A 22113-nucleotide genomic window follows, 5' to 3' on the forward strand; every position below is an offset into this window, starting at 1 on the left:
TAACTAGATAACTAGATAACTGAATATTAGAAAGATTGCTCAATTCTAAAGTAAACAGTACGACCAGTTAGGTCATATAAAGACCAACTTGCATCACGGTAGTCACGGAATCCATCGTAAAAAGAAGGTGCTTCTTCGTCTGTTAAGTTATTGATACCAAGAGTTAAACGCGTTCTAGTTGGTGCTGTATAAGCAAACTGGATGTTGTGTTTAATATAAGTAGGGATATCAGCTAAGTAATCTACGCCCCACTCTTCGTTACCTGAATCTTGAGCAGCAATATAGAAAGTAGTCCAAGTAGCAGTAAAGTCTTCATAAGAATAACCAATAGTTAAGTCACTTTTTAAATCTGGGAAATCTTGTAAACCAGCTGAATCAAATGGCTTTGAGTCTGCTTCTGCTTTCTCTTCAAATGACATTACATATGATGCATTCCAAGTAGCTGCGAAGTCACCAAATGAAGTTTCATGCATATAACGAAGTGCAAAATCTAAACCGTCTGTAGACAATGAAGACTTGTTGATATAAGTCGTTTTCATGTCTTCAATTTTGCCAACGTTGGTAGGACCACGGTTAATATTAGAAGAGTATTGGCCTAAACCGCCATTTTCTTGCTCGATACGCAAAATTTCAGTGTTAGAAACACTATCAATCTTATTATTGTAATTAATTGCGTAATAAGTAACTTCTACAGATAAGTTATCAAGTACATCCCAAACACCACCAATAGTAAAAGAATCACCTGTTTCTTCGGTTAAGTTTTCATTACCACCAAACCAAGTTGCAACTTGCTCACCTGCATTACTACAGTAACCTGATTCATCTTGACCTGGGTTAGCATCACACCAAGCTGTATCACGAACAGTAGGGAAACTTAAAGCATCTGATTGGAACATTTCACCCATATTAGGTGCTCTGAATGATTGTCCCCATGATGAACGTAATAATAAGTCTTCCATTGGTCTCCAAGTCAAACCGATTTTTGGAACAACCTTATCAAAAGTTGACTTTGAAATTCCACGACCAACGTCACCTTCTTGTTCATATTTCTCGTAACGACCCGCTAGGCTTATGTCAAAATTCATTGGCAAAGCCATTTGAAGTTCTATGTACGCAGCAGTACGGTTACGAGTTGCGTTAACATCATCGCCACCAGAGCCACCAGAAACAAAACCGTTTGCAGATTCAGGATCACTCTTTTGAGAAAAATCTATTTTTTCGTACTCAACACCAACAACACCAGCTAGTATATAATCACCTTCATCGATGAATGTCGTAGCAATTAAACCATCAACTTGCTGACTTGCATAACGGCCTTGGTAAGTTCCTGTATGGTTAGCTTGCTGGTACATATCTTTCATGTCAGCATCCCAAGCATCAAAACTTTTGCCAGCATTATTGAATATATCGTAGTTACCAGAATCAAGCTGTGCTTGAAAAGCAACATCGTTAACTAAGTTCTGACCAAAACTGTTAGTAATTGACAGGCTGTTTTGATAATTCACTTCCCAATCAATACCTAAACCAATATCAGCAGCACCTTCAAAACCAAATACTACGTCAGAAGTAACAACTTCAGTTTTAGTATCGCGAGCGCCGATAGGTGCAGCACGCGTATACAGACGTACTTCTGTGCCCGCAGCACCTGTAGGGTACATTGGGTTATCAGCTTGCATGTAGATAGGACCAGTAGATACCGGAGTAGCTGCATAACGCGAATCCGTTTCGTTGATACTTGCCATTGCACGACCAACAAAATTGATATCATCTGTCAATTCATAATTGAACTGAGTGAAGATTGAATTTTTTTCCTTATCAGGGTAGAACTTTGTTACCGCGCCGTAATTATATTTACAACGACCGTTATTCGCGCCATCGGTGAAATCCATAACATTAGGAGCATCAGCACAAAGTGCAGAGTTCGAATAGTAATCGCCTGTACCGTCCACTTTATAGTTGACTACAGGGCTGTATGTACTGTAACCACTGTATACATCTTTGTCATATACTGGCCATAAATCACGATCCCAAACTGCATCAGCTTCAGAATGTTCATAGGTAAAAATGATATTACCTTTATCAGAAGTAAAACCTGTTGTTAGAGTAAATGATTGACTTTCGCCACCGTCAATTTTAGGAGATGAAAATTCATATTTAGCATGAACACCGTCGAAATCTTTCTTAGTGATGATGTTGATTACCCCGGCAACAGCCGCAGAACCATATACGGCAGAAGCACCGTCACGTAAAATCTCAATACGCTCAACAATTGACATTGGAATAAGAGAAGTATCAGCTGAAGAGCCTGATGAAGAACTGGTACCTGGCATACGACGGCCGTCTAATAATACTAAAGTGGCATCAGAACCTAAACCTCGTAAGTTAATACCTGAAGATGCTGCAGCACCTGCACCATAACCTGAAACACCTGTCCAAGAACCAAATGCGTTAGCTGACAAGTTATTTAAAACGTCAGCAACTGTAGGGGAGCCTGAAAGGCTAATATCAGCAGCAGTAATTATAGTTACTGGTGAGCTATTCTCAAGGTCAACTTGCTTGATACGTGAACCGGTTACTTCAATTTTCTCTATTTCCTCTGCGCCTTCATCAGCTGCTGCGGCGAAAGTTGGAGCTGAAATTGCTGCGGCAGCGCCGGCACCAAACATCATCGCTAAACGGATGGCTTTAGCTACTTTACTGTTATTATACATGTTTACTCCCTGGATCACCTAGGTGATTGGTTGTTTATTTGTTTGTTTTTATTTTAAAAAGACTCAAGGCTATGCTGCCTCGTTTATCTTTTATCAAGTCGTATGACCTGATCTGTCGGTTAAGATAGTAAACGGGAATTACCGGAACCGTCAACACCAATTGCAACCAAATGGTAATATTTTTAACAAATCGATACAAGTGGACACATTTTGACTAACTTATACTACTGCGGTAAGCAATGGCCAATAAATCACTAACCACTTGTTTTTAATCATTAAAAAACGTACAGCTCAGTATATTTAAGCCAATTAATTAATTTTAAAAAATAATATAATAAAACAACCAATCAATATTTACACTTTAATAACAAGACGATATTTCCCTTTACTAACAGTACCTTAGAAATTAACTTTCTAGTAACTTACTTTAGTTATTTAATTTAACCTTCCAATAAACATAAATACAAAACCAGAATTATCAACAACTTAAAAGAATAAAAACTCATACCGTACATTTATAATTACAAAAATGGTTTTTTAACATATGAAAGATTCAAAGCTAATGCTACATTTACCTATTTACTTAAGCGCTAGATACTATTTTAGCTTTACTATAATCTAGGCTATAATTGCGCCCCACATACGCTCCACATGACTTAACAGCTCGTTATATGAATAAAAATAGACATGAAATTGCTATTCAGCGCCTAACAACTCTACTTGAGCATTTATCTGTACAGGCAAAGCAAACTGACCTATTAAACACTAAACATAAATCCCATTACCTTATTGAAAATAACAATCTATTTTCTCAACACCTATTTAGTACCGAGAGTGATAAATTTTCGCCCTACACTAAAGAAGTAACAAAACGCTTAAATGAATTCTCTCGGCTGTACCGTTCAAGCACCAACAATGTCAATAAAGCAGAAATTGCTTTATCATCGTTACTAAAAATTGAACAACAGATTGCTGCTTTAATGAAAGCGATAGAGGCTAACCAAGTAATGCATCAAGCGGCCCAAGTTAGCGTCGACGCGAGAAAAAAAGTCCGGATAAAAGCCACTAAAGCTAGCCAATATGATAACTATAATAAAATGGCAAAAGAAGTTTTACTCTCAAGTCATCAACTGCATCAGCAACTTAGTGAACATCATGAATTCGAAAGAAGGTTAATGGCGATGGTTACTGAACGGGAGCAGCAACGTATTCAAAGTAAAGCCAGTAATAGCAACAAGCTTTCACAGGAAGTACTTGCTTTACACCAACGTTTAGGACGATGTCGGAAGGCTATTTCAGCCATTGAACGTAATATTGAACTTGCCCAAAAGAAAAACCTTAGATAACAATAAGCGCTCAGCCTGATATATTCGCATTTTGTTTTAACTAAGGTTACTCTTTGTCTAAGCTCTATTGAACCGTACTATTTTCTTCACAACATAAAAGGGGTTTTATGAAGATTTCAGAGGACATTCATAACTATTATGAAAAATTAGTTTTGCAACATTTTTTCAAAGCAAAATTTGATGATAAATATGATGAAGATTTTATTGCAGACTTAACCTGTGTAGTATTAAACCAGTTGCCTACTCGTTATATCCGTCATGAGGTTGATATGGCTTTTTATTTACCACCATCAGAGCGTTTCGATATGGAAAATAAAGTCAAAGAAGCTATCGCTAAGGCACTTGCTTTTATGCATGTGAGTAGAAAAGAATAATAATATAAAGAGGTTGGGTGGCGACCCAACCAGCCACACCTCGGCACATGAGTCGTCTGCTGCGGTTGCTTCCTTCCGGACCTGGCCGAGTTCACAGAGTATCATTGCGAGGGGACCGAAAGGGTCACCATAGATGCTTTAAAACAAATAACGTCTTAAGGCGGCGCAAATTATCGCTAAAGCTAAGTAAATTTGCAAGCATTAGTTGCTAAAAACCGACTGTTTGCTTATTTTTCCACCTCAGCAACAAAATTAGCGACTCTTAAAACCTTATTTAGCCAGTTTTTCATTCACTTCTAATAATACCGATTTAATAATTAATAAATTTTCTTTACCTATACGTAGCAACAGTTTGTCACTATCATCAAGCGCTTCCAGTTGTGGATCGTGATACTTATACATAACACTGGTACGTGTTACATTCATTGTTGATTTAGGTAACTCCATATCTAGCACTCGATTTATTGCGTCTTGCAGGGTATAAGTAAAATCGTCTTCATAGCCAAGTTCACTATAGGCTTCATTAATTAACGGCTTAAGGTCAACATACCATTGCACTAAGGTTGTGCTATCAATTGAACGTAATAGGTCGACATAGATGTCAAAGCGCTTACTAGTAGCACTGTCCCACTGCCAAACGTTCTTCTCGCCATCTATATTACTTGATTGCTCATCAACAGCGAATTTTACTTTAGGCGGAATAAAGGGACTATATTCATAAGCCAGTAGTCCCTGAGCAAAATTATCGGTAAAAACCACAAAACGGCGAATTATATCTTCAGTAATTAACAGTGATAATAACTCATTGCGCCAAGTTAATTCTGGTAACCTTCCTTGAAGCCAAGCATCACTTTCATCTAATGGCGGTAATGGCAGCGCGATAACCTGTTCGATATCAGGCGCTTTAACAGTTACTACTAGCTCTTCGATAACATCTGCTACCACATCAGGTGATAATTCAATACTGTCATTAATTACTTCCTCGCTGTGCTTTGTCGCAGAGATCTTTTCACCCTGCGCTATTGTTAACAATTCACTTGAGTCCACAGGGCGTTGTTCACTTGTCCCTGTTGAAAATTGCCATAAAGCGACAGCGACTAAAACAATAGTCACGATAAATATAATCAATGGGCCGGTATTTTTTTTACTTTCGCCCCGCTCATTTAACTGTTTTGCTGCTACGTTTTCCATGGCTATCCAAATTATTTTGAGTTAATGCTAAGTAAACATTATTGCAACGCTTTTTGCCTTGTTATGCAACCACCCTATGCAGTTATTTTACTTTTTATCTGTGTTTTTTTGTTATAAAGTGTCAATCACTTAACAATAGCCCATTGTTCTATGCAGGGGTATTTTTCACAGTTAAACTTACTTACTGGGCATCGGCCTGGTTTTCCGGTAGCGCTTTGATAAAGGCAGGCAGCTTATTACAGTTTTCAACCACTTGCTTAATTAATGGATAAGCGCTCATATCAACTTTAAATCGATAGGCATTATACACTTGCGCGACTAAACAAATATCAGCAACACTGATAGTGTCAGCAAAGCAATACTGCCCTGCACTAATAGTTAATTGCTTTTCTATGGCTTTAAACCCTATGCTCATCCAATGTTCAAGCCATAGCTGTTTCGCCTCTGCACTAATGTTTAGTGAGTTAGCTAAGTATTGTTGTACTCGTAAGTTATTAAGGGGATGCACCTCACAGGCTATATCTAAAGCTAAGGCCTGAACTTTTGCTTTAGCTTTGGCGTCGCTTGGGTATAAAGCATGTTTTGGCTTACTTTGATCCAGATAATCAATAATGGCTAACGATTGGTTTAACGAGAAATCGCCATCAACTAAGGTTGGCACTAAATGGTTAGGGTTGAGTTCACTATACTCGCGGCCATGTTGTTCACCGCCATTTTTAACTAGATGTATAGAGATGGATTCAAAGGGTATATCTTTTAAATGTAGAGCAATTCGTACACGGTACGCGGCCGTAGAACGCCAGTAGCCATAAAGTTTCATCGTATTCCTTATATTGAGTTATTAGTCTTAAAAAAAATGCTAATTACCTGACTGAGTTAACGTCTCTAGTTAGCTCAAGTACTGATAATTAGCATTTACTTATACTTAGTCAAAGCGGTTTGTCGCTTAAATTAACTACTGTGCTTTATATTCAACGACTTTTTGGTCAATGGCACCAAAAATACTGCTACCTTCATTATCAAACATCTCAATGCGTACGGTATCACCAAAACTCATAAAGGGTGTCACAGCTTTGCCATCGGCAATAATCTCTAACATACGAATTTCAGCTAAACAGCTTGATCCTGCTGAACGGTCGTAGTTTGAAATAGTACCAGAGCCTATAACACAACCGGCTGATAATGGCCGTGTTTTGGCTGCATGAGCAACAATGGTTGGAAAATCAAAGGTCATGTCTACACCACAGTTTGGCTGACCAAATAGCTCTTTGTTTAAATGGGTTGTTAACGGTAGGTGTAATTTTTTACCATCCCATGCATCACCTAATTCATCAGGTGTTACCGCAACCGGAGAAAAAGAACTTGACGGTTTAGCTTGGAAAAAGCCAAAACCTTTCGCTAATTCACCAGGAATTAAATTACGTAAAGAGACATCATTAACCAACATAAGTAACTTAATATGCTTGGCTGCTTGCTCTGGTGTTGCGCCCATAGGAACATCATCAGTGATCACAGCGACTTCCGATTCAAAATCAATACCAAACTCTTCACTGGCAACGGCAATATCATCACGTGGACCAATAAAAGCATCTGAGCCACCTTGATACATTAATGGATCGGTCCAAAATGTTTCCGGCATTTCAGCATTACGCGCTTTACGCACTAACTCAACATGGTTTACGTAGGCACTAGCATCAGCCCACTGATATGCACGAGGCAATGGTGATTCACATTGAGCTTGTTCAAAAACTAAGGTATCAGTGATTTCATTGTTATTTAGCGATTGGTAAATCTCAGCTAATTTTGGTGAAATTTCACTCCAGTTATCAATAGCAGCTTGTAAAGTTGTGGCAATATCACTGACCACGACAGCTTTATCAAGTGCGCGACTAACAACAACGAGTTGACCGTCGCGTGTATTATTTTTAAGTGTTGCTAATTTCATTGTTAAACCTTTTAATTATATTAAATTATAACTGTAATATTTATCGATACATTTAAAGTATAAAAGTATGGTACGAATTTTTCACCTGACAACCAAGCTATAGCGCCAGCTTATTCACTAACCGTACGGCATAATTTCTTTACGGTTATTATTACACTGCTATGACACTTATTTTACGCCAAGTAAGTGTCTCGACACGGGGTTATATTTTAACTGTTTTTTTATTAATATCGTATTCGCGTAATTTATTAGCGATTGCGGTATGGCTAAGACCAAGTTTCTTAGCAAGTTGTCTGGTGCTTGGGTAAGCTGGGTATAGCTTACGTAACAGATCGGCTTCAAACTTTTTCACTGCCGCATCTAATGTACCCTCAAACTCTTGCTCTAAATAGCCATGTTCACGGGTATAAGCCGGTAATGCTAAGTGACTTATTTCGATTTCATCGCCCTCAAGCAGTGAAGCGGCACGAGTAAGTACGTTTTCTAATTGACGGATATTACCGGGCCATGGGTAATGTTCAATAAAGTCACGACAATCATCGCTAACTTTAAGATGGCTGCGACCAATTTGATGAGCAGCTTTACCGATAAAAAACTCTACCAAGGGTAAAATATCGCTACGGCGCTCTCTAAGGGCTGGTAATGTTAAACCAAAAACATTGAGTCGATAATAAAGATCTTCTCTAAAGTCCCCGATTGAAACAAGGTTTAATAAATCTTTATTGGTCGAGCTAATGATACGCACATTGACAGTAACTTCTTGCTCTGAATCGACACGCCTAAAACTACCGTTTTGTATTACCCGTAATAGCTTACTCTGTAGTTTAGCTGACATTTCACCAATTTCATCAAGAAAAACAGTACCGCCATCAGCCATTTCAAAAATGCCACGTTTACTTGATTCTTGACCTTTCTCACCCACACCAAATAATTCAGACTCAGCAACATCATCAGGTAAAGCGGCACAATTTAAGGTCAGAAAAGCATGCTCAGCACGTTTACTGGCACCATGACAAGCCCGAGCAAGTAACTCTTTACCGGTACCGGTTTCACCCATAATTAAAATAGAGGCGTCGAGTGACGACATGCGCTTAGCTTCACGAATAACTTTTCGCATAGCACTTGACGTTGCCTGAATACCTGAAAAAGTATTTTCTTTAGGCTGTTTAAAGGCATTCATTTGTTGGCCAAGGCGCGCTTCAGATTTTAAAATTAACACGGCCCCGGCCAGTACACGGCTGTCATTTTCACCCGCAACATGAATTGGCATGATGTCAGCAACATAATCATCGCCTAGAAATTTTAACCGTCTAGTTTGCGCAAGTACCTCCTTAGCATCTAACCAGCGATTAAAATTAAAACCTTTCAACCACAAGCTAATATGTTGACCAACAAGGGAATCTTCATCTTCACCGATAATGCTTGAGACTATGGTGTTAACAATACGAACATTGCCTTTTCTATCGATTGAAATAAAGGGGTCAGGGAAGGTTTTAATTAAGGTGGCAAGTTCATTTCTTTCACGCTCAGATGGCATGTAAGGTGCTGTTTTTACATCACCTACGCCCTCAATCAAGCGTAATTGTGGCATAAAAGTTTGTAAGTCGGAAAAATCTAAATCAGGAATATTAATAAAAATACGCCCAGGCTGCATCAATTCAATACCACGTACATTAATGCCGTGTTCAACAAAGATACCTAATACTTTTTGTCCCATGCCAACACGGTCATGACAAGTAATTTCCAAACGCATTTCACAAGCCCTTAATCTAGAATTTAACAAAAGGGCTATTGTAAACTAATTTTTACGTTAATAAAGCACAACATTTACCAAGTTGTATTTTGATAAATGTCAGTACTTAAATTTGCTCTATATTTCACTTAAATAATAATTTAAACGAGTTACTTAAGTGCGTTACTTAAGTGAGTTATTAACCCAATTCATCGGTTTTAGCTGCGCAGATAAAATCATTTTTATGCAGCCCACCAATAGAGTGTGTCCACCATGTAACAGTAACCTTACCCCATTCAAGTAAAATAGATGGATGATGGAACTCACTTTCTGCCAACTCTGACACTTTATTGGCAAAGGCCCAGGCCAACTTATAGTTTTTAAATTTATATTCACGCTCAAGCATCATGACATTATCACGTACTTGTGGCACCCAATCTGGAATTAAGGCAATCAGCTCTTTCAGCTCTTCATCACTTACTTTCGGTGCATCGACGTGACAAGCTTCACAGGCTTGACTCGCTAATATATCACTGGATTGTGCAGTCATTATGTATCCTTAGTTATTTTTATATTTATTTGCTAAATTATTTTCGCTTAATTATTTTCGCTTAATTTAACCTTGCGGCATCATTAACTGGCTTGTTTTGTCGGAAATTTAGCCTCGTGCAGACCTAACATTTGCGCTTTAGCAACCAATTCCATAATGTCATCAACTTCTAGCTTTCGAATATCATCTAAGTCAGATACTTTAGTTAGCAGGTAGTATATGGGTTGCATAATATCGATGCGATAAGGCGTTCTTAAAACATCTAACACATCAAAAGGTTTACGTTCCACCTCAGCACTATGCATAGCGTATTCCGTTTCCCCTGGTGAGGACAATACACCACCACCGTATATACGTAGGCCATTTGGCGTATCGAGCAAACCAAATTCAATAGTAAACCAGTATAGGCGAGCTAAAAACACCCGTTGCTCTTTGCTGGCATTTAAGCCCATCTTGCCAAACGCTTCGGTGTAGTTGGCAAAAGAAGCGTTAGTTAACAGAGGACAATGACCAAATATTTCATGAAAAATATCTGGTTCTTGTAAATAGTCCATTTCTTCACGGCTACGAATAAAGGTAGCAACGGGGAATTTCTTTTCAGAAAGTAATTTAAAAAACTCGCCGAAACCGATTAAGGCCGGTACCGGGTAACATTGCCACCCTGTCGTTGCTTTTAAGACCTTGCTTACTTCATCAAGTTGCGGGATACGATCGGTTGGCAAGTTTAATTTTACTAAACCCTCATGATATTCATCACAAGCTTTATCTTTAATGCATGCTAATTGACGAGCAAACAACTCCTGCCAAATGGAATTTTCTTCTGCTGACCATTGTATAAAGCCCTGTTCATCAGGAACTTTAGAAATATACTTTGTGCCTTTTGCCATAGTGGTAACCTTTCTTCTTAAGCGACTTTTGTTATAATTTTTAAATGTAATAATTTTTATTGTTACTGCATTCATCTTAAGACATCAGGGTAGATAAAATAAAGCAACACAAAACGGTCAAAAAAACAACAAACGCACTTGCTGTACACGAAAGGTTACAGCAGTAATTACAACCAGGGGGTTCACTGGCTATTACGGCTTACTAGGACTTACTAACGCTTTAATTTGCTGGGTTATTTTTTTACGAACATGGCTTAATTTAAGTTTTTCTTCAAAAGGAATTGGCCGACAAAGCTCCATCGTTTTAGCACCTAGCCTAGCGGTTAACATACCAGCACCTAGCCCTTGGGCGAATCGAGCCGATAGTTTACCCATTAACTCGGCGCCCAGCATGTCACTACCAAGGTCTGCCACTAATTCACTAACACCAGCATAAGCCATATTAACAAACACTTGTTTTATTAACTTTATTCGACTCCAGTAGCCCAGCTTCAAGCCATACAGTCCTGCTATTTTATTTATCATGCGTAAATTGCGCGATAACATAATTAACATATCTATAAGCGCTACCGGGCTTAAGGCAATTAAAACCACTGCTTCACTAGAGAATTTTGCTACTTCATTTAACGCTTTTTCATCAACTTTCGCTAATACCACCCGCGAGTAGAGCTGAACTAACTCACTAGAACTATGGTCTGCCGCCAAAGCATCATGCCAAACCTGCTGTTCTTCGGCACAATCAAACACCAAATCACAAGGTAGGTTTTCGCTAATGTTGTGACAAAAGTCTTTACCACGTTGATTCGACGATTCAGTATGCTGATCAGCATCTATTAATAACAGTTCCTTAGCTTGCTGTTGCATTTCCTGACGTTTTTTGAACTGCTTAAGGCCAATAAATTCATGCCACAACACCTTAGCAGCCGCCAAGGTCAATGAGACTAACAACAAGGCATAAAGGCTAGTAGTTATCGGTGAGTTTTCAAAGCCTGCAATAAAGAAATCAACCGCTTCAATGGCAAGTAAGGTGATAAATAAAGCAGATATTATCCGCCATAGCCATGAATATTGACCAGCTGGCACGTTAGTAACACCTTGGTGTAGCTGTTCGCCATCAAGCTCTGCTGGTGTTAATTCACCTAGGCGATCTTCATCCGGGCTTAGCGGTAAATAGTCATCATTAGTAAACAGAAGCTGTTCGGTTACCTTAGCACGAGTGTCTTTACCTTGATTATCACTGTGTTCAGCTAAAGTGTCACTCTCGCTAAAAAGTATTTGCTGAGCTAATTTTTCTTTGTTTATGTTGTCTTTATTAGTCATATCATTTTATCGGCAAGTAAGAACTGTAATACTTGATCCATGCGAATGTGTGGTAAACATTGATGTTTAGTGAGATCTGATAAGGGAGCAAAGGCGATAAAATTAAAAGTGTTCGATCGCCAATAATTTTCTTGCGGCAGCTGATTGGGTACCGCCCCTGGAAACACCGTTATTTTTTGGCCAAACACTTCAGTTGCCCCTTTGCCCTCACGCTGAGCTAAACGTTGACCTTGAATAACAGGAATATCTGCCCCTTTATATTTACTGACCCCTGAAGTTGTCGCTTTAACAGCAGCAATGGCTAAGGTTTTAATTTGTACGGCTTCGTAGCTTATATGGTGTTTGTTTTGGTGAATCAATTGGTTTAACAATGCCACCATAGGTGCGTGTTGTTCTGGGGTAACATGGTCGGCTTTAGTCGCGCAAAACAATAGTTTGTCAATTTTAGGGGAAAACAATCGAGAAAATAGCCCTGACTTACCATAACTATAACTTTGTAGGATCATCGACATGGCAAGTTCTAAATCGGCAAAACTTTCTCTCCCTTTATTCAAGGGCGTTAAACAATCCGCCAATACTATTTGTCGATCAAAACGCAGAAAATGTTCACGATAGAATTTCCGGACTACTTGTTCTTTATACTCAAGATAGCGTGAACGTAACATACCAACAAAGCTATCATCCGGCGCATTTTGATAAGCATTGCCATCAATGCTTGCTAATGCGGGGAAGGGGAAAAACTCTAAAATTGGCGCCCCTGCTAACTCACCTGGTAATATAAATCGTCCAGGCTGTATTACAGATAAACCTAGGTCATAACGAAAAGTATATAAAAGCGCGGTATACTCTTGCGCTAGCTCCCCTAAGAGTTCCTCACTAGCACTAGCTAATGGGTCAATTAGTGCCAATTTAGCCAAAAAACTCTTACTGAGCTCAGCCCGTGGCGCACGGGTCATTAAATCATACGTTTGCTGTGACCACTGTTGATACGTTTGTTTGAGCATGGGTAAGTCAAGCAGCCACTCACCGGGGTAATCGGTAATATCTAAGGTTAATGTGGCCATATCTGTGGCGTATTTAAGTATTGAACTTTTCGGCTGATAACGAATAGACAAACGTAATTCACTAATACCATGTGTTGGCTCTGGCCAGTTGGGTTGCTCTGCTGTTAACGCAGAAATTGCTGCATCATAATCAAAGCGCGGCACATGAAAGTGTTTTTGCGGTACACGTTTAGCGGCGATAAAAGTGCCATTGTGCACGGGATCAAAAAAACTAAGTTTTGTACCATTACCTTCATTGATTAGTTGATTTACCAAGGAAGTAATAAATGCTGTTTTACCGCTACGGCTTAACCCGGTAACCGCTAAAGTAACATGTTGATCGAATGTGCGACTCAGTAATTCATTAGCCTTACCTTTTAGATTGTTTTTTAACTTATCTAGACCACGTTTTTTGATGAACAATTTACTTATTAATGCCATAACGAATTGATAACTTATCTATTAATATCTTATTTAAGAAGTCATTTGATAATAAGGTCTTTTAAATAAAATCACACCTTATTGATTATTTTTCACCAGAAAAGTTAAGCTATCACGGTTAATACGGGCACAACATTACTGGACTAATAGAAAAGCTGCCAACTGACAGCATTCCTCCTGTGCTTAGAGCTTATTTATCTCCCTTGAAACAGTAAACTCCGCTGAGGTAACATATTGTTCCATCAATTGTACTTTCTTTTCCAAAGCGCGAAACTTACGGCGAATATCATATAGTGCTTGCTTGGGCGGCTCCCCCGCTTGCCAAATCCTCGCTTTTACTTTTATTGATTCATTGCTAAAATCAGCCTCGTGCCGCCCTTGCTGATGCCTTTTACCATAGCGGCTTTCACTTGGCTCATGGCTTCCTCTTACGATTTTCCCTGGGGCTTTATCCAAAATAAACCAACCAGCAATATAAATTAAGATAAGAAATGGCAAGCCAAAAAGCACACCAGATACCACTAATATTCTTACCAACCAAGTTTCCCAACCGAAATAATCTGCTAGGCCAGCACAAACCCCTGCTATTTTTCCCCGCTCGGCGTTACGATATAACTCTCCTCTTTTTCGACTCATAATTTGGTTCTCCAGTTGGGGGTCTCCGCGTCTAAAATCGCTTCGAGTGTTTGTATCCTATCAGCCATGGTATCGGCAACTTCTGACAATTCTGATAATTGAATATACTCTTCTTGGCTTAGACCTTGGCTTACTTGCTTTTTACTGCGGTAATGCAACACCAACCATATTGGCGCAACAATAATCATAAATATAATGACAGGTGCCATGATAATCTCTTCCACAATACGTCTCCTTTATCCTATGCTAGCGATAGCTTTATTTAGGCTTTATTCATATTTTAGTTATTATTTTTTATTGTTTTTCATCTTAGCTTTTAACTGAGCTAATTCATCATCAACCTTTTCATCGGTCTCAAGCTCGGCAATCTCATCTGCTAATGATTTACCGCCTAAATCATATGATTCAACTTCGGCTTCGATATCATCAATTTTACGTTCATAATCATCAAAACGGTTTAAGGCATCATGTACCCGAGTGCTGTGGATATTTTCTTTTACTTTTAAACGAGAATTTGCTGACTTTTCACGAATAACAATGGCTTTTTGCCGCGTCTTGGCATCCGTTAGCTTATCTTGTAATTGGCTAATTTCATCTTGCAACTTACAAATATGCTCATCAAGGTGGCTTAACTCAGCTAATAAAGCTTGTGCGCTTTCACTGCTTTTTTTCTTTGCCATTAAGGCAGCACGAGCCAAGTCTTCACGATCTTTACTTAACGCCAGTACGGCTTTTCCTTGCCATTGTTCCGCGTCTTTTTCAAGGCGGGTTACTTGCCGAGTTAATGCTTTTTTCTCTGCTAATATTTTTGCCGAGCTAGAGCGCACTTCTACTAAGGTATCTTCCATTTCTTGAATGATCAAGCGGACCATTTTGGCTGGATCTTCGGCCTTATCTAATAAATTATTTATATTAGAGTTAATAATATCTGTGAATCTTGAAAAAATACCCATAACATCTTCCTCAACTTGTGGCTAAATCATGCCAAACTTTATTTACATTTGCGTGAACTAAGTATTTACTTAGAGCTAAATAACTATTTTAATATATTCATTTTTTAAGCCAACTTTAATAATAATAATAACACACTGTTTTTAATCACATTATTATTTATTTAAAAAAGACTTTCAACCGACTAAGTAATAAAATACACTATTTGTTAGTGAAATAAACCAACATTTGAGTCTACTATGGCGCGTTTTAACCAACAAGATAATCTTCTTGGCCAATCAAATAATTTTTTAGAAGTACTAGAGCAAATATCTCAAATTGCTCCTTTGAGTAAACCCGTACTGATAATTGGTGAACGAGGCACAGGTAAAGAGCTGGTTGCGGCTCGTTTGCACTATCTATCTAAACGCTGGCAACAAAATTATATAAAACTTAATTGTGCGGCTTTAAATGAGAATTTACTTGAAACAGAATTGTTTGGTTATGATAGTGGTGCTTTTACCGGTGCAAATAAGCGTCATGAAGGACGATTTGAACGTGCGGATAAAGGCACACTATTCTTAGATGAAATTGCTAATACCTCTGGCCTCATTCAAGAAAAGCTATTACGTGTTGTTGAATACGGTGAATTTGAGCGTGTTGGTGGCTCAAGAACCATTACTACCGATGTACGTTTAGTGGCGGCAACCAATGAAGATTTACCTACGTTAGCTGCATCGGGACAATTTAGAGCAGATTTACTAGATAGATTAGCGTTTGATGTTATCACGCTACCACCGTTAAGAGAGCGCTTAGACGATATCATGATGCTGGCAGAGCACTTCGCCATCAACATGGCCCGTGAACTTGAATTTGAATTATTTAGCGGTTTTACCGAAAAAGCTAAACGTAGCCTGCTTGAATATCCTTGGCCTGGTAATATTCGTGAGTTAAAAAATGTGGTTGAGCGTAGCGTTTATCGTGGTAATAATCCACATTTGCCCGTCCATGAATTAATCATAGACCCTTTCGACTCTCCTTATAGACCAAAGCATAGCAATCAAACCAATGACAGAATTAAAGCTCGTAGCGGTAGCATTAACACGGTAACTGAGAGTATGACCCGCGAGGATATTGAACTAACCGCAACGACTAAGCCATCGAGTGCTAAGCTGCCCACTAAGACAGTGACGCAAGAGTTTCCCCAGTCCTTAAAATCATTATCACAAGATTATGAAATTGAGTTAATACAATCGGCGTTAGCCCATTGTCAATTTAATCAAAAGAAAACCGCGGAAGCACTGGAATTAACGTATCATCAATTAAGAGGTTACCTAAAAAAATATAACTTGCTTGATGGCAGTATTAACGATGAGCTTTAAGCCAACACTCCCTTTACTTATTACTGCTTTTGTTAGTCTGCTCGCTGGATGTAACGAGGGTAATAAATTATCGTTAAGTGAGCGCAGTATTATCTATTGCTCTGAGGGCTCGCCAGAAACGTTTAACCCTCAGCTTAGTACCTCAGGAACAACCACTGACGCCACCTCTAAACAGCTTTATAACAGCCTTATTGTTTATGAAGGGAACAATAACACCTTGGGCCCTTCCCTGGCTAAGTCCTGGCATGTTACTCGTGACGGTAAAAAAATCACCTTCTATTTACGTCAAGATGTACACTTTCATCAAACGAGCTACTTTACCCCGACAAGATTTCTTAATGCCGATGATGTTTTATTTAGCTTTAATCGAATTGTAGATAAAAACCATGCTTATCATCAAGTATCTGGTGGCCAGTACCCTTTTTTCCAAAGTGCTAAATTTGCCGAGTTAATTGAAAAAATCGAGAAAATTAACGATTACACCATTCGCTTTATTTTAAAACGTAATGACAGCTCCTTTTTAGCTAATTTAGCCACCGATTATGCGGTAATATTATCGGCTGAGTACGGTGAAAAACTACTCAATAAAGGTACACCGCATAAAATAGATATACTGCCCATTGGTACCGGACCGTTTAAATTCAAAGATTATCGGGTTGGTTCATTAATTCGATTTTACCGTCATGATTCATATTGGCAAGGACCAGCAAAAATCGAGCAACTTGTTTTTGATATCACCCTGAGTAAAACCAGTCGCTTAACTAAACTGTTAGCGAAAGAATGTGATGTCAGTAGTTACCCTATAGCCCATGCAAAAATTGCAGAAAGAACTGACTTGATATTGGAGTCGATTACCTCGTTAAATGTAGGTTACTTTGGTTTTAATACTAAAAAAGAGCCATTTAATAATAAATTAGTGCGCCAAGCTATCAGCTTAGCTATTAACAAGCAGGCGATCATTAATACCGTTTACCACTCTCAAGCAGCCCGAGCTAAATCAATACTACCTGAAACATCATGGGCTTATGACAGTGAAACCCCTGAATTGGGTTATGATCCGGTACGGGCAAAGTCTTTATTAGCCATAGCAGGTTATGCACAAGGTTTTACTATGGACCTATGGGCAATGCCAGTGCAAAGAGCTTATAATCCAAATGCCTTAACCATGGCCAAGCTTATCCAAGCTGATTTAAAGAAAATTGGCGTAAAGGTGAAAATTGTCAGTTATGAATGGAGCACCTTCTTGCGTCGCTTATCCTTAGGTGAGCACCAAAGCTTTTTATTAGGCTGGAATGCCGATACGCCAGAACCCGATAATTTTTTCACGCCAATGCTAAGTTGCTCGGCCAGCGAAACGGGTAATAATCGGACCTTTTGGTGTAATAAAGAATTTGACCAACTACTGCAAGAAGCCCTTAAAACAACCAACATGAAGCAAAGAAAGCGTTACTATGCTCAGGCTATGGCAATAATTAATGAAGAAATGCCTTTATTACCCATTGCTCACTCAAAGCGCTATCAAGCTCGTGGTGCCGATGTGGTAGGTGATATATTGTCAAACTTTGGTGGTATCAGTTTTTATCAAGCGGCTAAAATAAATACCAATAACAAAACTGATGACATGGTTAACAAGGTGAGTAACTAAGATGCTTATTTTTACCTTACGACGCATCAGCTTATTTATTTTTACTATGCTGGTGCTAACTTTATTATCATTTAGCTTAAGTTTTTTATTTCCGGGTGATACCGTTATTAATCATTCCGGTCAAATTAATGCTACGGCAAGCGAATTAGCACAACTTAATCAAGCTTACCAAATGGATAAGAGCATTGTTAATCAATATGGTGCTTATTTAACTCATATCCTTAATGGTGATCTTGGTCAATCTATGGCCAGCCAATCGCCCATTAGCAACGAGATTATAGAATTACTGCCGGCAACCATAGAGCTCAGCTTAGTGGCTTTACTTATTGCTATGACAGTCGGTATTCCTTTAGGTTTTATTGCCGCGATCAAACACAATAAAACCAGTGACCATGTGATATTATCTTTAGCTATGCTTGGTTATTCCATTCCTGTTTTTTGGTTAGGTTTACTGGCTATACTTGTTTTTTCCATCGGCCTGGGCTGGTTGCCTTCGGCAGGAAAAATCAGCTTACTGTTTGAAATAGAGTTTATTACCGGCATCCAGTTTATTGATATTTTATTAAGTGATAGCCCCTATAAATGGCAAGCTTTTAGTAATGCCAGTGCCCATATCATTCTCCCCGCATGTGTCATAGCCCTAGCACCCGCGACTATTTTTATTCGTTTGTCGCGTGCCGCGATGATCGAAGTGTTAGCCACCAGTTATATCAGAGCGGCTCGTGCTAAAGGATTAAGCTTTCAACAAATAATCTTTCGCCACGCCATACGTAATGCACTGATCAAAATAATACGACATGTGGGTTTGCAATTTGCCAATTTAGTCACTATCGCTATGGTAACTGAGGTTATTTTTAGTTGGCCTGGCATTGGTCGATGGCTAATAGAAAGTATATATCAGCGAGATTACACCGCAATTCAAGGCGGTTTATTAGTGCTGTCATGCTTTATATTTATTATCCATATTTTAACAGACTTTATCTATGCGGCGCTCAATCCATTAGCCCGAGGTAATAAACATGGCTCGTGAAAAAATATACCTTGAAGAAGTTTTTCCTTCGCCCTTTATGCAGTTGTGGGGGATTTTTCGTAAAACTCCCGTCGCTATGGTTGGCTTCTGTTGTTTTATTTTCCTAATTTTATTAGCTATTTTTGCACCAATTATCTCACCCTACTCGCCAGTGGACGGCAATTTAGATATGATTTTATTACCACCTGCTTGGCATGTAGATGGTAATGTAAGTTATTTGTTAGGTACCGATGAGCTTGGCAGAGATATGTTATCTCGGCTCATGTATGGCACTTCACTTACCTTTGGTTTAAGTTTTATTGTGGTGATTTTTTCTTTAGTTATCGGCGTGGTCATTGGTTCACTCTCAGCGTTAACTAAAGGCATTAAGTCCAGTTTTTTAAATCACTTTCTCGATGTAATACTCTCTATCCCATCGCTATTACTCGCCATTATTATTGTCGCTATTTTAGGTCCGGGTATCAGTAACACTGTCTGGGCAATTGCTATAGTCTTTATCCCACAATTTATCCACATAACCCGCTATGCTGTAAAAGAAGAATTTAGAAAAGATTATGTCCTAGCATCGCGCCTTGATGGTGCTAGTAATTTCCGTATTTTGTACTACTCAGTATTCCCAAATATTGTTGAGCGCTTAATGAGCCAAGCGACACTGGCTCAATCAGCGGCAATATTAGATATCGCCACACTAGGCTTTTTAGGGCTAGGGGCACAAATTCCCTTGCCCGAATGGGGCGCTATTTTAGCCAATGGCCTTGAGCGCTTTTATATAGCGCCATGGACGGTTTACTTACCTGGTCTAGCGATATTATTCGCCGTAGTTGCCACTAACTTAGTGGGTGAAGGCATTCGCCACGCCCTCAAGTTGCGTAAGGAAAACTAATGTTATTGCCACAAATAGCAAACAAAGTAAAAGTAAAAAAACATATGATTTTACTTTTTTTAACCTTCATCACTCAGCCTAAAGCTGCGCATAAGTAGAGCTTATGAATTTACTCGACATTAGAAATTTATCCATTGAGTTAGATACCCCCAATGGCCGTATATTGGCAGTAGATAGAGTAAGTTTATCCATAAAAGAAGGCGAAATACGCGGTTTAGTCGGTGAGTCAGGCTCAGGAAAATCACTATTAGCGCAAGCCATTATCGGGGTTTTAGAAGATAAGTGGCATGTCCATGCCGACCGTTTCCATTGGCGTGGCATCGACTTATTACGGCTATCAATAGATGAACGTAGAACATTATTATGTCGTGATATCGCCATGATATTTCAAGAGCCCATGAGCTGCTTAGACCCCACCACTTTGATCGGGGCACAATTAAGTGAAGCAATTGATACTTCACAATTATCTGGTTATTTTTGGCAACGTAATAAACAACGCAAAAAAGAGGTGATAAAATTACTTCATAAAGTGGGTATTAAGAACCATAGTCAATGTATTAGTAGTTACCCTCATCAGCTCACCGAGGCAATTTGTCAACGCGTTATGATAGCAATCGCCTTGGCAGGCCGACCAATGTTATTGATTGCCGATGAGCCAACAGCGGCTATGGAAAGTACCAATCAAGGGCAAATATTTCGATTATTAGCAAACCTAAATCAATTAAAAAACATGTCTATTTTATTGATCAGCCATGATTTAGAAAACATTACCCACTGGACTAACACCATCACGGTAATGTATAGCGGTCAGTTTGTTGAAGCGGGTACCACAGAACAAATATTTAATAAACCTATGCACCCTTATACCCGTGCTCTAGTTGATAGTAGTACCAAAGCAAATCTGCAATTACCCGCTAAGTCGCGATTAATGACCTTACCCGGTAGTATTCCAATTTTACAACATTTACCTATAGGTTGTCGGCTAGGCCCTCGATGCCCAAGAGCTCAGCAAACCTGTGTTTCAGCGCCAAAAGTGAGTAATTTCCATGGTCACAAAGTAAGTTGTCACTTCCCGATACTCCGTGAAACAGTAAAAAAAGAGCCGCTAAAAGACAAACCAGTAAAAGGGACAAACTAAGATGAGTGTTTTATTAGAGGTAAAGGAAATATCGAAATCGTATAAACTAAAAGGCTACTGGTATCATAAACGTGAGTTTAATGCCTTAGCACCGGTATCGTTTACCATTAAAGCAAAAAAGACCCTAGCAATTGTTGGAGAAAACGGCTCGGGTAAGTCGACCTTAGCGAAGATATTGGTAGGGGCGGAAACACCAACTAGGGGTAAAATATACCTCAATGGCCAGTTACTACAAAGCCAAAGTTTTAAACAACGGTGCCAACAAATCAGGATGATATTTCAGGACTCTGGCACCACTTTAAACCCCAGTTTAACTATCCAACAACTACTCGACGAGCCCTTGACATTAAATACCGATTTAGAGGAAAAACAGCGGCGTCAGCTTATTCGAATGACCTTACAAAAAGTTGGCCTACTTGGCGATCATATGAACTTTTATCCTCATATGTTTTCAGGCGGGCAAAAACAGCGAATATCCCTCGCTCGAGCAATTATATTACAGCCACAAGTTATCATTCTAGATGAAGCCTTAGCGGCGTTAGACCCATCACTGCGCTCGCAAATGATTAACTTATTACTCGATTTACAGGAACAGATGGGCTTAGCCTATATTTTAATTTCTCACAATTTGGGTATTGTTCGGCATTTCAGTGATGATGTATTGGTAATGTCTCATGGCGAGGTAGTTGAGTCAGGAAAAACCCTTGAGGTAATGCGTAATCCCCAGCATAAAGTAACGCAAAAACTGATGATGAGCCAAAATTTCAAACTAAAGTAAACATAGACAATTCGCTTAACTTAGTCACCCCATTAACTACGCCACTTCAATTCGCCAATAGATTAAACAGATTAATTTCACTTACTAAATAAAGCATAATAAAAAGCCAATAGCAGAATACTGCTATTGGCTTTTTAGTCAGCGTTTGTCA

Annotated in this window: 20 protein-coding genes and 1 other RNA gene; 8 read left to right on the forward strand and 13 right to left on the reverse strand. The window is 39.0% G+C overall.

From position 1 onward, the window contains the following. Positions 1 to 26: 26 nt before the first annotated feature. The gene (locus CMT41_RS13025) at positions 27 to 2711 is read right to left on the reverse strand and encodes a TonB-dependent receptor (RefSeq protein ID WP_058027507.1); all 2685 of its coding nucleotides are present in this window, start codon (positions 2709 to 2711) and stop codon (positions 27 to 29) included. Between the two features lie 671 nt (positions 2712 to 3382). Between CMT41_RS13025 and priC the strand changes: the two genes are divergently transcribed. Continuing rightward, on the forward strand, positions 3383 to 4057 hold the full coding sequence (gene priC / locus CMT41_RS13030; RefSeq protein WP_058027508.1) for a primosomal replication protein PriC: 675 nt from the start codon (positions 3383 to 3385) through the stop codon (positions 4055 to 4057). Between the two features lie 107 nt (positions 4058 to 4164). Next, on the forward strand, positions 4165 to 4431 hold the full coding sequence (locus tag CMT41_RS13035; RefSeq protein WP_058027509.1) for a late competence development ComFB family protein: 267 nt from the start codon (positions 4165 to 4167) through the stop codon (positions 4429 to 4431). Between the two features lie 24 nt (positions 4432 to 4455). Here the strand turns inward: CMT41_RS13035 and ffs are convergent. The 12 genes from ffs to pspA all read right to left on the reverse strand — a co-directional run bounded on the left by ffs (position 4456) and on the right by pspA (position 15129). Beyond that, positions 4456 to 4552: signal recognition particle sRNA small type (gene ffs, locus CMT41_RS18770), an RNA gene on the reverse strand. Between the two features lie 149 nt (positions 4553 to 4701). Next, entirely contained in the window at positions 4702 to 5622 is a 921-nt protein-coding gene (locus tag CMT41_RS13040; RefSeq protein ID WP_058027510.1) for a DUF3014 domain-containing protein, read from the reverse strand. A gap of 181 nt (positions 5623 to 5803) precedes the next feature. Beyond that, a complete protein-coding gene (gene maiA, locus CMT41_RS13045) occupies positions 5804 to 6442 on the reverse strand; it encodes a maleylacetoacetate isomerase (RefSeq protein ID WP_057181736.1) in 639 nt (212 codons plus the stop codon). A 135-nt stretch (positions 6443 to 6577) separates the two neighbouring features. Next, positions 6578 to 7567 carry a fumarylacetoacetate hydrolase family protein gene (locus tag CMT41_RS13050; protein ID WP_057181737.1) on the reverse strand — a complete coding sequence of 330 codons (990 nt, stop codon included), beginning with the start codon at positions 7565 to 7567 and terminating at the stop codon, positions 6578 to 6580. A 202-nt stretch (positions 7568 to 7769) separates the two neighbouring features. Then, on the reverse strand, positions 7770 to 9320 hold the full coding sequence (gene tyrR / locus CMT41_RS13055) for a transcriptional regulator TyrR (protein WP_058027511.1): 1551 nt from the start codon (positions 9318 to 9320) through the stop codon (positions 7770 to 7772). A 178-nt stretch (positions 9321 to 9498) separates the two neighbouring features. Beyond that, positions 9499 to 9849, reverse strand: a complete 351-nt coding sequence (locus tag CMT41_RS13060; RefSeq protein WP_057181739.1) for a 4a-hydroxytetrahydrobiopterin dehydratase — start codon at positions 9847 to 9849, stop codon at positions 9499 to 9501. A gap of 83 nt (positions 9850 to 9932) precedes the next feature. Next, the gene (gene phhA / locus CMT41_RS13065) at positions 9933 to 10811 is read right to left on the reverse strand and encodes a phenylalanine 4-monooxygenase (protein WP_083494294.1); all 879 of its coding nucleotides are present in this window, start codon (positions 10809 to 10811) and stop codon (positions 9933 to 9935) included. A 117-nt stretch (positions 10812 to 10928) separates the two neighbouring features. Next, entirely contained in the window at positions 10929 to 12056 is a 1128-nt protein-coding gene (locus CMT41_RS13070; protein ID WP_058027513.1) for a YcjF family protein, read from the reverse strand. After that, the gene (locus CMT41_RS13075; protein WP_058027514.1) at positions 12053 to 13540 is read right to left on the reverse strand and encodes a YcjX family protein; all 1488 of its coding nucleotides are present in this window, start codon (positions 13538 to 13540) and stop codon (positions 12053 to 12055) included. Before CMT41_RS13075 ends, CMT41_RS13070 begins: the two co-directional genes overlap by 4 nt. A 183-nt stretch (positions 13541 to 13723) precedes the next feature. Beyond that, complete coding sequence (gene pspC / locus CMT41_RS13080; RefSeq protein ID WP_057181743.1) at positions 13724 to 14176, reverse strand: envelope stress response membrane protein PspC; 453 nt, start codon at positions 14174 to 14176, stop codon at positions 13724 to 13726. Beyond that, positions 14173 to 14385, reverse strand: coding sequence for an envelope stress response membrane protein PspB (gene pspB, locus CMT41_RS13085; protein ID WP_291618787.1), 213 nt, complete (start codon positions 14383 to 14385; stop codon positions 14173 to 14175). The genes pspC and pspB overlap by 4 nt, the downstream gene beginning before the upstream one ends. A gap of 78 nt (positions 14386 to 14463) precedes the next feature. Continuing rightward, positions 14464 to 15129, reverse strand: a complete 666-nt coding sequence (gene pspA / locus CMT41_RS13090) for a phage shock protein PspA (protein WP_058027515.1) — start codon at positions 15127 to 15129, stop codon at positions 14464 to 14466. A 237-nt stretch (positions 15130 to 15366) separates the two neighbouring features. Here pspA and pspF point away from each other — a divergent pair, with 237 nt between their 5' ends. From pspF to CMT41_RS13120, 6 genes are all read left to right on the forward strand, one after another. Next, positions 15367 to 16488: a phage shock protein operon transcriptional activator gene (gene pspF, locus CMT41_RS13095; RefSeq protein ID WP_058027516.1), complete on the forward strand. Its 1122-nt coding sequence runs from the start codon at positions 15367 to 15369 to the stop codon at positions 16486 to 16488. Then, on the forward strand, positions 16463 to 18133 hold the full coding sequence (locus CMT41_RS13100; protein WP_232299962.1) for an ABC transporter substrate-binding protein: 1671 nt from the start codon (positions 16463 to 16465) through the stop codon (positions 18131 to 18133). The genes pspF and CMT41_RS13100 overlap by 26 nt, the downstream gene beginning before the upstream one ends. 1 nt (position 18134) lies before the next feature. Beyond that, the gene (locus tag CMT41_RS13105) at positions 18135 to 19163 is read left to right on the forward strand and encodes an ABC transporter permease (RefSeq protein WP_058027517.1); all 1029 of its coding nucleotides are present in this window, start codon (positions 18135 to 18137) and stop codon (positions 19161 to 19163) included. Then, positions 19153 to 20046: an ABC transporter permease subunit gene (locus CMT41_RS13110; protein ID WP_057181749.1), complete on the forward strand. Its 894-nt coding sequence runs from the start codon at positions 19153 to 19155 to the stop codon at positions 20044 to 20046. Before CMT41_RS13105 ends, CMT41_RS13110 begins: the two co-directional genes overlap by 11 nt. A gap of 103 nt (positions 20047 to 20149) precedes the next feature. Further along, the gene (locus tag CMT41_RS13115; RefSeq protein WP_058027518.1) at positions 20150 to 21184 is read left to right on the forward strand and encodes a peptide ABC transporter ATP-binding protein; all 1035 of its coding nucleotides are present in this window, start codon (positions 20150 to 20152) and stop codon (positions 21182 to 21184) included. Position 21185: 1 nt separating this feature from the next. Beyond that, on the forward strand, positions 21186 to 21962 hold the full coding sequence (locus tag CMT41_RS13120) for a peptide ABC transporter ATP-binding protein (protein ID WP_057181751.1): 777 nt from the start codon (positions 21186 to 21188) through the stop codon (positions 21960 to 21962). The last annotated feature ends 151 nt before the right edge of the window (positions 21963 to 22113 follow it).

It is taken from the genome of Colwellia sp. MT41 (genome assembly GCF_001444365.1).
GTDB lineage: Bacteria > Pseudomonadota > Gammaproteobacteria > Enterobacterales > Alteromonadaceae > Colwellia > Colwellia marinimaniae.

Coding starts and splice junctions, on each gene's coding strand:
- CMT41_RS13070 (WP_058027513.1), bottom strand. CDS start 12,056: ATGACTAATAAAGACAACATAAACAAAGAAAAATTAGCTCAGCAAATA.
- phhA (WP_083494294.1), bottom strand. CDS start 10,811: ATGAATGCAGTAACAATAAAAATTATTACATTTAAAAATTATAACAAA.
- CMT41_RS13100 (WP_232299962.1), top strand. CDS start 16,463: ATGGCAGTATTAACGATGAGCTTTAAGCCAACACTCCCTTTACTTATT.
- tyrR (WP_058027511.1), bottom strand. CDS start 9,320: ATGCGTTTGGAAATTACTTGTCATGACCGTGTTGGCATGGGACAAAAA.
- CMT41_RS13050 (WP_057181737.1), bottom strand. CDS start 7,567: ATGAAATTAGCAACACTTAAAAATAATACACGCGACGGTCAACTCGTT.
- CMT41_RS13105 (WP_058027517.1), top strand. CDS start 18,135: ATGCTTATTTTTACCTTACGACGCATCAGCTTATTTATTTTTACTATG.
- CMT41_RS13115 (WP_058027518.1), top strand. CDS start 20,150: ATGAATTTACTCGACATTAGAAATTTATCCATTGAGTTAGATACCCCC.
- pspF (WP_058027516.1), top strand. CDS start 15,367: ATGGCGCGTTTTAACCAACAAGATAATCTTCTTGGCCAATCAAATAAT.
- CMT41_RS13040 (WP_058027510.1), bottom strand. CDS start 5,622: ATGGAAAACGTAGCAGCAAAACAGTTAAATGAGCGGGGCGAAAGTAAA.
- CMT41_RS13025 (WP_058027507.1), bottom strand. CDS start 2,711: ATGTATAATAACAGTAAAGTAGCTAAAGCCATCCGTTTAGCGATGATG.
- pspB (WP_291618787.1), bottom strand. CDS start 14,385: ATGGCACCTGTCATTATATTTATGATTATTGTTGCGCCAATATGGTTG.
- priC (WP_058027508.1), top strand. CDS start 3,383: ATGAATAAAAATAGACATGAAATTGCTATTCAGCGCCTAACAACTCTA.
- CMT41_RS13110 (WP_057181749.1), top strand. CDS start 19,153: ATGGCTCGTGAAAAAATATACCTTGAAGAAGTTTTTCCTTCGCCCTTT.
- pspA (WP_058027515.1), bottom strand. CDS start 15,129: ATGGGTATTTTTTCAAGATTCACAGATATTATTAACTCTAATATAAAT.
- CMT41_RS13120 (WP_057181751.1), top strand. CDS start 21,186: ATGAGTGTTTTATTAGAGGTAAAGGAAATATCGAAATCGTATAAACTA.
- maiA (WP_057181736.1), bottom strand. CDS start 6,442: ATGAAACTTTATGGCTACTGGCGTTCTACGGCCGCGTACCGTGTACGA.
- pspC (WP_057181743.1), bottom strand. CDS start 14,176: ATGAGTCGAAAAAGAGGAGAGTTATATCGTAACGCCGAGCGGGGAAAA.
- CMT41_RS13035 (WP_058027509.1), top strand. CDS start 4,165: ATGAAGATTTCAGAGGACATTCATAACTATTATGAAAAATTAGTTTTG.
- CMT41_RS13075 (WP_058027514.1), bottom strand. CDS start 13,540: ATGGCATTAATAAGTAAATTGTTCATCAAAAAACGTGGTCTAGATAAG.
- CMT41_RS13060 (WP_057181739.1), bottom strand. CDS start 9,849: ATGACTGCACAATCCAGTGATATATTAGCGAGTCAAGCCTGTGAAGCT.